The following is a 12,710-nucleotide window of genomic DNA, read 5'->3' on the forward strand; positions in this document are numbered from 1 at the left end:
TTGATTGTATTACAAACATCACCGACTTTCGCCGGTGATGTGGTTTACTTTATTCGGCTGTAGCAGCGGGTTCTTCGGCTGCGACTTCTTCTTTCGCCTTACGGGCACTCTTCTTTGGTTTTTCAGCTTCGGCGGGTTCTGCGTTACCGTCAGCACTTTCACCTTCGCGATGGACAATGATCTTGATCTCAGGCACCAAGTCCATGGTCAGGCGGATGTGAGCTGTGAAATCGCCCAGCGCGCGGATGGGTTGAATATCCACCTGCTGTCGTTTCACTTCAAAACGGACCTGCTCGCTCAACGCGGTGGCAATGTCCTGTGTGGTGATTGAGCCGTACAGTTTACCGGTGTCGCCAGCTTTGGCGGCAAAGGTCAGGGTTACAGCTTTGATCTGTTCGGCGAGACCAGCCAGTTCGTTGTTCTGTGAGGAGCGGCGAACTTCAGCCTGCGACTTGATCTTTTGGATCTGCTTTAGCGCACCTTCAGTGGCAAGAACAGCAAATCCCTGGGGGATGAGGAAGTTGCGGCCAAAGCCATCGGCAACTTTTTTTATGTCCCCCGCGCGGCCAAGTTTGTATACATCTTTTACAAGCAATACTTTCATCTTATAAGCCCTTTCTAACGTGTGGAGTCAAGACGAAGGGTACTACGTCCTGCGGGGGCAGATTGTACCACAACCGAGTCGTTTCTTGCCAACTTTGGGAAATGCGATTAAGATAAGGTCATGCCAAACATAAGTATCAATTTTCGCCGTATTGCAATCCTTGCAGGGATATTTATCCTCTTCCTGATGGTGATCGAATTCAATTCGCGGCTCACTGCTTTAAATGAATTGAATGAACGGCTCGATGAAGTCCGCGCGATCGCGACCCAAAGTACACAAACTCAAATAGCCCAGCAAACCCAGGTGGCGTATGCTGGCTCTGATGCGGCTGTGGAAGAGTGGGCGCGTACTGAAGGACATTACATGAAGGATGGCGAACAGGTGGTTATTCCTGTCGGTGAACCGGGCAGCGAACCGGCTGTTGTCTCAACACCCATTCCCATTCCCACCCCCATGCAAAATTGGGAAGTCTGGTGGGGTTTATTTTTCGATAAATAATTTTGTAAGTCGGGATCCTGAATCCCGACTTATTTTATATGAGGGTATCCACTTGGATCGTCTTGAACTTTTTCCCCTAACAACAAGAACTCAAAAAGACTTCCTGACCATTGCGGGACACGACCTCCCTCTTTTGGCGGAAGAATATGGAACGCCTTTGTATCTCTATGACCGGGCCACGATGGATCATGCGGCAGTGGGGTATAAATCTGCGCTCGCTTCGCACTACCCCGCGCCTGCTTCTGTGACCTATGCAGGCAAAGCCTTTTTGAATCTCGCCGTTGCCCAGTGGACTCAATTCCACAACCTGTTTGTGGACTGCACCGGAGAAGGCGAGATCGCCATCGCGATGGCGGGCGGTGTGCCGCGTGAACATATTCTTGTGCATGGAGTCAATAAATCACGCGCAGATCTAAAATCCGCGCTTCAAAATGCAGGCACGATCGTTGTGGATAATATGACAGAATTAAAAACTCTGGCGTCTGACAGCTTGCTGTCGGTAATGCTGAAGCAAGATTCAGCACTCCAGAAGATTCAACTTTGGTTGCGCCTCTTGCCCGGAGTGGCAGTTGAGACGCATCACGCGCACACGCAGACTGGCCAGCACGACAGCAAGTTCGGCATGACCCCCGCAGAGATACTGGAAGCGGCGGCATTTTGTAAAAGTCATAATTTACCTTTGAACGGGATCCACTTTCATCAAGGCTCGAATTTCCGTGATGCGAGTCCGCTGCAAGCTGCGATCGAATTGGGATTGGATATTGCCAGGGATATTGATTTTGATGGCGGCTGGCATTTTAGCCCCGGCGGCGGGTGGGGCGTGGCATATCATGAGGATGAACTTCCTCAGCCGGACATCAACGAATATGTGCGCATGATTGCAGAGCATGTGATCCACGGCTGCCAGGCGCGCGGCCTTGCTCTCCCGCATTTGCATTTGGAACCCGGCCGAAGTTTGGTGGCACGCGCTGGTGTTGCCGTCTATCGAGTCGGCGCGATCAAAAGGCGCGGCGATAAAGTTTGGATATTAACCGATGGCGGCATGACAGATAATCCGCGCCATGCGATGTACGGGGCGAGATACTCTTGTTTAACGGTATCAGGACCGGGCCGCGAAAGATGCGAGAAGGTTTCCATTGCGGGACCGTATTGCGAATCCGGTGATGTCGTTATCGAAGATCTCTCCATGCCTAAGATCGAAGAAGGGGAGTTGATCGCGATCCCTGCTTCTGGCGCGTATCATTTGAGTATGTCCTCTAATTACAATGGGTCAAGAAAGCCCGCTGTAGTTTTGCTGGAAGAAGGCCGCGCAAAGATCATCATGCGGCGCGAAACGACCGATGATTTATTAAAAAGAGATTTTGATATTTCATGATCCCGCCTTTGGCGGGATTTTCTTTTGTCATAAATATGTGACAAAAGTTACAGCGTTCCCTCAATGCTTGTGAGATAATTCACATACAAGCACCGCAAATCAAAAGGAGAGTGAAATGAAAGACATAATCTTCCTGTTACTAACAGGTTTGATCGCAGCTTATCTTTGCTGGTATTTCTGGCAACGATACAATCTGAACAAGGCACTGCACAACATCTACTATCTGATGGGGTTTGCAGTGCTTTTGATTTCAGGACTTTTGCTGATCTTCCTGGGCATGGGAATTTTGAAATCGCCCTATGTGCTGACCGTCGCCAGCCTGATCCCGCTCGGCATTTCAATGGGACTTGCCGAAGAATACTTCCCTGCCTGGAAAAAATATTTCAAATGGTTCGCGGTGGTCGGTTTTCTGGCGATCGCCATCACCAGCATTGGAGGTATGGACTCGTTGAAGAAGATCGCGGTTCCGCTTTTTCATGGCGTGGCGGGACTTGTGATTTTCATCGGCCCATTCTTTGCAAAAGGCACACCGAAAGGATTTTGGTGGGTCGGCATCGGCGGACTGTTGATCGGCCTTGGCGGAATCGCGCTGGCCTTGATTACCATGGGCAAACAATTACTTTTCTTCAGCCCTGACTTTGTCATGCTCATCCTGACTCCGCTGCTCTTCCTGATGACAGGCGCGTACGTGCTGGGGTTTGCGAAGAAGGGCTATTATCTTCCTAAAACCCATCCCAAAATGGGAAAGGTTTTGTGGATTCATCGGAGACCATTATGCAATTTATCAAAACCCGTTTCAACTATCTTTTCAACTCCACCAAGGGACTGATCCTTGTGGCGATTGCCATGGTGGGAATTGTCACCGCTGTGTGGGGCATGCTCTCAGGCCCGATGGCAGAGATGGGCGTGCGCGAGATCGTTGTCAAAGCTCTCGGCATGAAGATCGTGCAAGCGGAGCGTGAAGGACGCATCGTCATTTTGTATCACTCGATCGCCATGGCCATCATCGCCATTGAAACCTACATGGTGACCGGCCTGATCAAGATGAAAGCCTTTTTCAAAACAGCGATCAACGCCACCATAACCTTTGGCTATATCCTGACCATGGTCTTCGGAATGGGCTTTGCCTACTTCGGGCGTAACTGGGCTTTTCATGGACTCTACATCACTGGGCTTTCATTAATTTTCTTTGCCGGCTTGATGTTGATCGTCGCGCTCTGGCCGTGGGACAAGGAATACTTCATAACCGATAAAGAATACTCCCACACCAAAAGCGGACTCGACCTGGAGCGCACCGCATTTTTCGCAACTGCGGTCACAACCGTGATCTCATCACTTTTTGGCGCGGTACCGGGTTCGTATTATGGCCACGGATTTGAAACATTCCTTGCCGAGAACATCATCCGTATTCCAGAAAAAACAGTGATGGAATTTGCGGTCATCGGTCACTTACATATTATGCTGGCGTTGATCGGCATCATGATCACACTCATCATCGGGCGCTGGTTGAACTTCAAGGGCATTCTTCATAAATTCGCCATGCCGCTCATGATCCTGGGGACCATCGTGCTTAATCTCGGCGTGTGGGGTGTGGTCACTCCGCTCGAACCTGTTGCACACATGGTGATCTATGTCGGCGCGACTCCGTCCATGTTTGCGGCATTGCTCCTACTGATTTGGGATTGGAATAAACTCATCAAGGACGGCACAGCCAATATCCAAAAGCCAACCTTCGGTCAAAAGCTCGGGGCGCTTCTGCGTGACCCGCTCAAGTTCGGCCCCACCTGGCAAATGCTTTTTATGAATTTCACCACCAGCGGCATCGGCATTTTTATGGCGATCAAACTCGATGAAATTTTCCGCGTCTGGCCTGCCCGCGAAGAGCGCATCGAACTCACAGGACACTGGCACGTGCTTTCCGCCATCATCGCCACGATCATTCCTGCTTTACTTCGGCGACATGAACGGCTTCAAAGGCAAACTGCGTCAGTGGTATGGCTGGAGCATCATCATCTTTTCGGATATCGCTTTTGGCGCAGTCACCATTTTGAAATGAAACGGCTCTTCGTCACCGAAGCCGCACAGCAGCCGCTTGTCAACGGATTGATGTATGCCATTGATTTTGGCCTCGGCATGCTGCTGGTCATTCTCGCCGCGATGATGATCTATCGTTTGGCTGACCTCTTTAAAAATAAAGGACGCTGGATCGAAGAACTGGATCACGAACTCGCGCAGGAGGTGGATAAATGAAACGCATCATTCTAACCCTTTGCCTGTGTGCGGCGTTACTGGCATCCTGCTCCCCCGTAGATTTGAACGCTCCGATCCCCGCCTTCGACACAGGCATTGACCCGAATACCTGGGCGCAAGTCCCAGCGGGTGAATTCCACCACGGGCAGTTCGATGAAATCGCATCCACCGAAGCCTACGAGATCATGGTCACCGATGTCACCACCGCGCAATATGCGGACTTCCTCAACGCGGCGCTCGCGGATGGGAGCGTAAAAATGGACGGCGAAAAAATCGTCGGGTTCTACCCAGGCGACAAGTTTCACGGGATCAAGCACGAGGAAAAGATAGAAGCGGGCGATTGGCTCTTCATCCCGCTCGATGACCCATCTCAAAGAATCAAATTCGATGGCTCAACTTTTGCTGTCCAATCTGGTTATGAGAATCACCCAATGACGGATGTCACCTGGTTCGGCGCGTGGGGCTATTGCAAATATTTCGAAACCCGCCTCCCCACTGAATTGGAATGGGAAAAAGCCGCACGCGGCGCCGATGAACGTCCATTCCCGTGGGGTGATGAAATTCAACGCGGCAATGCCAACTTCTACTCCAGCCGCGACCCGTTCGAAGATATGCCTTCCTTCGGCTCACGTACCAGTCCCGTTGGTTTTTATAACGGACAAACGTACGACGGTTTTCAAACCGTCGATTCTGCTTCACCCTACGGACTCTACGATATGGCGGGCAATGTCTGGCAATGGACAGGTGACGTGTACGAAGGGATGCACTACCGCTTCATGCGCGGCGGCTCGAAAGATACTTATGATATGGATTTGCGCATCTGGGTCCGCAACAACGCCACACCAACCTACTTTAGTCCCGGTGTTGGCTTCCGATGTGTGAGAGATAAGTAAGAAAATAGACAGGGTCACAAGTAGACAGGTATACTTGCGATCACAATTTATTTACTCGTATATCTTTCAGGAGTTCCATGACCACCCAATCATCAATCGTAAATCGTAAATCCAAGATCGCCCTCTACTGGCCGCTCATCAAAAGCACCCAAACTGGTCTGCTTCTCGCCACAGGCATTGCGGGCTATCTCAGCGCGGGCACGCCCATCGGCTTGCTGACCTTGCTCGGCATGTCATTCAGCCTCTTCTTCGCCATCAGCGGATCCACCATCATGAACATGTGGTACGACCGCGATATTGACGCCAAGATGAAGCGCACACACAAACGTTCCGCCGCATCGGGCGAATTGAATCACAATGAAGTCTTTTGGGTTGGTACTGCGATATCAATTCTTGGAGTTGGTTGGGCTCTTCTCATTGCGCCTTTTTACGGCCTTGTCGTTTTTGCGGGCTGGTTCTTTGATGTGGTCATTTACACCCTTTGGCTCAAACGCCGCACCGCGTGGAGTATTGTCTGGGGCGGAATTTCCGGCGCCATGCCCATTCTCGCAGGCCGTGTACTCGCGACAGGCCAGATTGACCTGGTTGGCATTCTGCTGGCACTCGCCATTCTTTTCTGGATCCCCACCCACACGCTGACCTTCTCGATCAAATTCCGCGACGACTATGCCAACGCTGGCGTTCCCACATTTCCATCCACATACGGTGATACATTCACACGCGCCACGATTGCCGTTTCATCGGTTCTCGCTGCGCTCGCGATTGGTTGGGCAAGCGTTCTGATCGGCATCAGCGCGGGTTATTTGCGTTTGATCGCCGTGCTAACTGCGGGGCTGCTTTTATTGGCATTCGCCACCTTCCGCGTTGAATCAGAACGAGTGAATTTTGGGCTGTTCAAATACGCGTCGCTTTACATGCTGTCTTCCATGATCATCCTCGCCATGAAAGCATTTTGAACATGAAAATGTCCACGCTTGACCGCGTGCTTCTGCTCATCACCGTGCTGCTCTCCGCCTATCAGATCGTGGTCGGCATTGATGATCTTTCCACCGCCCCAATTATCGCGTACACCATCGCATTCGGCGTGCTGCTCGTTGCAGGATTACTGCTCATCATTCTGGGTTTTGATGTTTTGGAATCGCCCATCGTGATCATTGTCTCGACGATCATCCCTCTGACTCTTTCGCTTGGTCTCGTCTGGCAGCATCTCGCATCCTATCGGACCGTTTACCTGGTCTTCACCATCATCGGTTTCGCCGCTGTGACATTAACCCGCTCGATCCCCATGCAAAATAAATTGCCTGTCATTACGATTGCCATCACACACGGAATCGCGGGTGTAACGATTTTTCTGCTCCCCATCATCCTTTCGGCTCAGGGACGAATGGACCCGCTATTCTCACTCGTCGGGGTCGGCGGCGCATTGATCGGCATTGGCGGATTACTGCTCTCCTTCCTAAAGACAGGCAAGCCGATATTATCAAGGAATACGATCATGAGATTGTTCCCGATATTGCTCCTGCTGACAACAGCGTTTTTTGTAACAGGTTTCAAGTTTGGATAAACACACCAGCCCTAAAGGTTTATAAACCTTTAGGGCATTTTTTGAAAAGGAGACTCACATGTCCACAAATAGTTTCTTCGCAAAGTTCCTGCGTTTCATTGGGATCGTTTTGATGGCGCTCACAGGCGGGTTTACCTTCCTGGGCGGAGTTGGCACATTTTGTGCCGCTGTTTTTCCGCAAAAATATGAAAGCATGGCAGGATTGATTCCCTTCCAATGGCTGTACATCCTTTTTATGCTCGGCACAATTGCCATTGGCATTTGGGGAATCTGGGCCGCCATTAAACTCATCAAAGGTACAACAGATTCGTATTGGATGAGCTTGTACGCATTGATCACAGGTGTTCTGGTCGGCGGATTCCACATTTACATGTCGCGCATGTTACGCGGCAAATCCATGCCGGTGGACGCGGTGGTCTACACCACGATCCTCACGCTGGTCATCTTCCTGCTCTTCAAAATTCCCGCCATCTGGCAGGGCGTGGATTTTTCCAAAGCGAAAGCCAGCGACAATAAAAAAGCGGGCGGCGCGGCGGCCATCGTGGTCGGCTTATTTACACTCACTGTTCAATATACAATGGGTCCCACTCATACCTGGGGCAGCGTGAATTATGCGGATGCGTTCAATACATCCATGACTGTGATAGGGATGGGATTGTTAGTTTTAGGCGCGGGGCTGTTTGTCAGCTTGAGAACTGTGAAAGAAACAGTGCTCAGGCTTCAGGTTCAGCAGTGAAGCGGAACCATATCATATAAATAAAAACAACCCCGCTAAATTTGGCGGGGTTGTTGGATCTTACTTATCTTTCTAGCCTTCGATTTTCTCAGACACATTCCCAGTTTCTTTTCGCATCTGTTCTTCCTGTACCATGAGGATGCCGTTGCTGACCTGATTGCTTAACTTTGCGATCTGCTCCTGCAATTGCATCAGTGTGTCAACTACATAATTATCCGCGTCGGCGCGGGTGGCGTCGGCTTCGGATCGAGCCTGGCTGATGATCTGGTCGGCGCGACGCTGGGCTTCCTGCGCGATCATATCCTTTTGAACCAGCTGATCGGCCTTTTCGCGTGATAATTGCAAAGTGCGGTTGGCTTCTTCCTGCGCCTGCGCCATGACTCGATCTCGTTGCGCCATGACCTGTTGCGCCTTTTTCACTTCTTCAGGGATGGCAATGCGCATTTGGTCAATGAGTTCCAACATTTTGTCTTCATCCACAACAACATTATGGGTGAAAGGCAAAGCCTTTGCATCATTGAAGAGTTCTTCCAATCGGTCAATCAGTTGAAGTATGTCCATGTTGTGCCTCGCGGGCAATATCCTATTAACAATAGATTGTTTCCAATTCTAGCACAAATTAATCACGAAGTGAATTTGGCGGAGAGTGCTCGCCCATATTAAGCACCTTGGCTTGCAGCGCCTTCTTGACATGCGCAGGCACCATGCTGGAGACATCTCCATTCAAAGTGGCGATCTCGCGGACCGTGCTTGAGGACAAGAATGTGTGCTGTTCAGCTGTGATCAACGCGATCGTTTCAATATCTTTTGCCAGTCGTTGGTTGGCCAATGCCATGCGGAACTCGAATTCAAAATCGGAAAACACGCGCAGGCCGCGCACAATGACCTGCGCATCCATTTTGTGAGCAAAGTCAATTGTCAGACCGCTATAGCCTGTGACCCTGATCTTGGGGTTATCTTGAAAAGCCTCCCGCACAAGCGAGATACGTTCTTCCGGTGAGAACAGCAGGCTCTTAAGCGGTTTGTCGTAGACAGCCATCACCACTTCATCAAAGAGGCGCGCCGCGCGTGATGCGATATCCATGTGACCGAGGTGGATCGGGTCAAACGTACCGGGGAAGATTGCTCTAACCATGATTCTCCATTGTTCCGTAGGGGTAGGCTAAACCCGCCCCTGCGGGTGTAATTCAAATTATGAAACGTCCCCTTTACCTTCGCCCCAGAATCTTTCAAAGGCTTCGGCAAGCAAGGCATGTTCGGTTTGTTGAAGATATGGGTCGCGTTCAAATAATAATTGCGCTTGAGTGCGCGCCTTCTCGATCAATGTGACATCGGTGATGCTTGCCATCTTCAATGTGGTGGCAAAGCCTGCCTGACGTGTTCCCAAAAATTCGCCGGGGCCGCGTGTCTTGAGGTCGAGGTCAGCTAATTCAAAACCGCTGTTCGTGCGAGACATGGCTTGCAGGCGTTCATTCTCTGTCGCATCTTCATGTGTTGGGATAAGCAAACAATAAGATTGCGCCCCGCCGCGTCCTACACGCCCGCGGAGTTGGTGCAGCTGTGCGAGACCAAAACGGTCTGCGCCTTCGATCAGCATCACGGTCGAGTTCGGTACATCCACGCCCACTTCGACAACGGTCGTTGAAACGAGAATGTCATATTGCCTGTCGCGGAATTTCATCATCACTTCATCTTTTTCACTCGGCTTCATGCGCCCGTGTAAAAGACCAAGTTTGAGGTCTGGGAAAATTTCCTTTGATAGAGTTGAAAAATCATCCACTGCGGCACGGGCTTCGATCTTCTCGCTTTCATCAATGAGCGGATATACAATGAAAGCCTGTCTGCCTTCTTTGATCTGCCCGCGGATCAGGCTGAACGCGCGCTCACGTTCCTGCGGACGAAGCACATAGGTATTAATGGGCTGTCGTCCTTCGGGCATTTGATCGATCACGGAAATATCGAGGTCGCCGAACACGGTCAACGCCAGAGAGCGCGGAATGGGCGTAGCCGTCATTACCAGCAAATGCGGGTTCGTGCCTTTGCTGCGCAGTTCCTTGCGCTGTTCAACGCCAAAACGGTGTTGTTCGTCGATCACAATAAATTGCAAATCTTTGAATAGGATGTCAGGCTCAATGACCGCGTGCGTGCCGATGACCATTTTCACAGAACCCTCTGCCAGTCCCTGACGGATCGCTTCTTTCTCAGTCTCGGGCGTGCTCCCCACCAACAAGCGGATCTCACTCTCTTGCATCATCCCGCCATCCCGCGTCAGCATATTCGTGAAGTTGCGATAATGTTGTTCCGCCAGGATGGATGTCGGTGCCATGATCGCGGCTTGCGCTCCGGTATTGACAACGATTGCCGCGCCCAATGCTGCAACGACGGTCTTGCCTGAACCGACATCGCCTTGAATGAGCCTGTTCATCGGCTGACCAGAGTCCAGATCGGCGCGAATGTCTTCGAGCGATTTTTTCTGGGCATCTGTCAATGTGAAGGGCAAACTGCTTAATCGTGAATCCACCCACTCGGTCGGGACGGGGAAGCGGCGGCCTTCCACAGATTTCCAATCCCGTTTCTGGCGCAACACTCCCATTTGCAAATAAAATATCTCGTCGAAGCCGAGCCGCTCCCGCGCCGCTTTAAGCCTTGCTTGTGAATTCGGGAAGTGAATTTGCTGTAAGGCTTCACTTAACGACACAAGCCGCGCGGCAAGTTTTATCTTATCCGGCAGCGCGTCCACGACCGCAGGCGCCCAATGCGAGATGACCTGATTCATCATTCCGCGCAGCCACTTTTGAGTCACTTTTTCGGTAAGCGCATAAATGGGAACGATGCGCGCTGTGTGCAGGTTTTCAACTTCAACGGGTTCCCAGTCGGGGCTGTTCATCACGAGGCGGCCAAGGTACTGATCCACCTTGCCGGAGACGGCGATCGCATCGCCATTTTTTGTCTTATTTGCCAACCACGGCTGATTAAAGAATGAAAGACGAAGAGAACCTGTACCATCGCTGATAACGATTTCAACTATGGATTTACTGCCGCCTTTAATGGGGCGGGTGTGTACGCTTTGAACGGTCCCGAGAACTGTGACAACATCTCCATAAAAAAGTGATTTGATGGGTTTAAGCTGGCTGTAATCTTCATAACGTCGCGGGAAGTAATACAGCATGTCGCCGAGTGTCTGCATTCCAAGGTTGGCGAGGTCGCCGGCGTGTTTTGGCCCAACACCCTGGAGCACGGTCAGGCTGGCGTTCAACGCGGCTGGAGTCTGGCTGGTCTTTGCTCCTGGCACTGCCTCAGACCGTGGTTGCGGAGCCGGACGCGGCTTTTGCTGAACCTGTTGCTTCGGTTGATTTGGCTGCTGTCGCTGCTGAGCAGGCGATACGTCAGGCGGCGCTTCGGTATTTTGATTTTGCGGCGCTTCCTGCTCGGGGCGCGGTGGACGGGGAGTCTGGCTCGCCTGAGTCTTCGGCTTTTGCCCGGCTTCAGGGTAGGTTTCGGAAATGCGTTTCCACAGACCCTTAAGAGACTCTGCCCTTCCATCCGGACTGAGCTTTTCATAGGAACGTAAGCGCGCTACAACCGCCTGTATCACTTCCTCTGCGATCCCATCAACGCGGGCCTCGCCTTCCCAATAATCAAGCATCTGAGCCAGTCCGCCAATGATGGCGGTATTCGGATATTTATTTTCGTGTTCGAGACGAAAGAATTTTCTAAGTTTTTCCAGAGATGGTTGCATAAATTCAATTTTATCATGAGGGAGGTTGCGAAAGGCGAAACTATTTGCCTTCTGCGGCGTATTATCCCCACAGGAGACATAGAATTATGAAATGGTTTACAGAAAGCAAATTATTCGATTTCGCAAGGCAGGGACAGAGATTAACTCATATCGGACTGGTGATTCCGCTTTCATTCGTTTTCGCACTCATCAGCCAGCTTGGGGCAATTCCCTTATTCATCTTGATGGGTTCGATCTATGGGATGTCTGCGACGGGGCTTTCCATGGAGGGTATCCCCGTGTTAGAAGCCGGGTTTTGGATGAGCCTGCAATTGATATTTTCTTTCACCCTGATCTATGTGATCTTGTGGGCATGGCTTAAATTCTTTGAAAAACGATCCTTCTGGACCTTGGGATATGAAGCTAAAAACGCTTTAATGAAGTACGGGCGCGGCTTCTTGTTTGGGATGCTCATGTTCGGTGGTTCTGTGGGTATCCTGGCAATGTTTGGCAGTGTGTCCTTTGAAATAGGCGACCCAACACAGCAGGGACTTGCCGCCTTGGGCGGGGTAGCTTTGGTCCTGATTGGCTGGGTGGTGCAGGGAGCTGCGGAGGAAGTGCTTATCCGCGGGTGGGCATTGCCTGTGATTGGCGCCCGCTCCAAGCCCTGGATCGGCTTGCTGTTTTCGTCCTTAATCTTTGCGCTGCTGCATGGACTTAACCCGGGCTTGAGCGCAATCGCACTCGTCAACCTGGCTTTGTTTGGCGTGTTCGCAGGTTTATACGCCATGCGTGAGGGGTCCCTGTGGGGTATCAGCGCATTGCACAGCGTTTGGAATTGGGTACAGGGAAATTTCTTTGGCTTTGAAGTCAGTGGAACTAATGCGGGTGGAGGCACATTATTCAACCTGATGGAAACCGGTGCGGATTGGCTGACAGGTGGGACGTTTGGGCCTGAAGGCGGCTTGGCGGTGACAATTGTTCTACTGATCGCAACTGCAATTACTTTATTTTGGAAATCAAAAGAAACAACGCAGGCAATAACTTCACAATAAAAAATAGAAGCGGCTAA

The 12,710-nt window shown here is 51.1% G+C and carries 13 protein-coding genes; 9 read left to right on the forward strand and 4 right to left on the reverse strand.

Annotation, left to right across the window (positions count from 1 at the left end; translation table 11 throughout):
- Positions 1–49: 49 nt before the first annotated feature.
- Complete coding sequence (gene rplI, locus IPL17_RS11150) at positions 50–604, reverse strand: 50S ribosomal protein L9 (protein ID WP_345307161.1); 555 nt, start codon at positions 602–604, stop codon at positions 50–52.
- Between the two features lie 120 nt (positions 605–724).
- Between rplI and IPL17_RS11155 the strand changes: the two genes are divergently transcribed.
- The 8 genes from IPL17_RS11155 to IPL17_RS11190 all read left to right on the forward strand — a co-directional run bounded on the left by IPL17_RS11155 (position 725) and on the right by IPL17_RS11190 (position 7,920).
- On the forward strand, positions 725–1,102 hold the full coding sequence (locus IPL17_RS11155; protein ID WP_345307162.1) for a hypothetical protein: 378 nt from the start codon (positions 725–727) through the stop codon (positions 1,100–1,102).
- A 52-nt stretch (positions 1,103–1,154) separates the two neighbouring features.
- The gene (lysA, locus tag IPL17_RS11160; protein ID WP_345307163.1) at positions 1,155–2,477 is read left to right on the forward strand and encodes a diaminopimelate decarboxylase; all 1,323 of its coding nucleotides are present in this window, start codon (positions 1,155–1,157) and stop codon (positions 2,475–2,477) included.
- Between the two features lie 115 nt (positions 2,478–2,592).
- Positions 2,593–3,306 carry a hypothetical protein gene (locus IPL17_RS11165; protein ID WP_345307164.1) on the forward strand — a complete coding sequence of 238 codons (714 nt, stop codon included), beginning with the start codon at positions 2,593–2,595 and terminating at the stop codon, positions 3,304–3,306.
- Positions 3,252–4,727 (forward strand): hypothetical protein, encoded by a 1,476-nt coding sequence (locus IPL17_RS11170; protein WP_345307165.1) that lies wholly within the window; start codon positions 3,252–3,254, stop codon positions 4,725–4,727. Before IPL17_RS11165 ends, IPL17_RS11170 begins: the two co-directional genes overlap by 55 nt.
- Entirely contained in the window at positions 4,724–5,620 is an 897-nt protein-coding gene (locus IPL17_RS11175; protein WP_345307166.1) for an SUMF1/EgtB/PvdO family nonheme iron enzyme, read from the forward strand. Before IPL17_RS11170 ends, IPL17_RS11175 begins: the two co-directional genes overlap by 4 nt.
- A 77-nt stretch (positions 5,621–5,697) precedes the next feature.
- Positions 5,698–6,576 (forward strand): heme o synthase, encoded by an 879-nt coding sequence (gene cyoE / locus IPL17_RS11180; RefSeq protein ID WP_345307167.1) that lies wholly within the window; start codon positions 5,698–5,700, stop codon positions 6,574–6,576.
- An 8-nt stretch (positions 6,577–6,584) separates the two neighbouring features.
- Positions 6,585–7,184: a hypothetical protein gene (locus IPL17_RS11185; protein WP_345307168.1), complete on the forward strand. Its 600-nt coding sequence runs from the start codon at positions 6,585–6,587 to the stop codon at positions 7,182–7,184.
- A 58-nt stretch (positions 7,185–7,242) separates the two neighbouring features.
- Positions 7,243–7,920: a hypothetical protein gene (locus IPL17_RS11190; protein WP_345307169.1), complete on the forward strand. Its 678-nt coding sequence runs from the start codon at positions 7,243–7,245 to the stop codon at positions 7,918–7,920.
- Between the two features lie 72 nt (positions 7,921–7,992).
- Here IPL17_RS11190 and IPL17_RS11195 read toward each other — a convergent pair whose 3' ends face one another.
- The 3 genes from IPL17_RS11195 to recG are packed head-to-tail and all read right to left on the reverse strand — an operon-like array spanning position 7,993 to position 11,659.
- Positions 7,993–8,481, reverse strand: coding sequence for a hypothetical protein (locus IPL17_RS11195; RefSeq protein ID WP_345307170.1), 489 nt, complete (start codon positions 8,479–8,481; stop codon positions 7,993–7,995).
- A 58-nt stretch (positions 8,482–8,539) separates the two neighbouring features.
- Complete coding sequence (coaD, locus tag IPL17_RS11200; protein WP_345307171.1) at positions 8,540–9,055, reverse strand: pantetheine-phosphate adenylyltransferase; 516 nt, start codon at positions 9,053–9,055, stop codon at positions 8,540–8,542.
- A 57-nt stretch (positions 9,056–9,112) separates the two neighbouring features.
- On the reverse strand, positions 9,113–11,659 hold the full coding sequence (gene recG / locus IPL17_RS11205) for an ATP-dependent DNA helicase RecG (protein WP_345307172.1): 2,547 nt from the start codon (positions 11,657–11,659) through the stop codon (positions 9,113–9,115).
- Positions 11,660–11,745: 86 nt separating this feature from the next.
- Here recG and IPL17_RS11210 point away from each other — a divergent pair, with 86 nt between their 5' ends.
- Positions 11,746–12,693, forward strand: a complete 948-nt coding sequence (locus IPL17_RS11210; protein WP_345307173.1) for a type II CAAX endopeptidase family protein — start codon at positions 11,746–11,748, stop codon at positions 12,691–12,693.
- Positions 12,694–12,710 lie beyond the last annotated feature (17 nt).

It is taken from the genome of Candidatus Villigracilis saccharophilus (assembly GCF_016711665.1).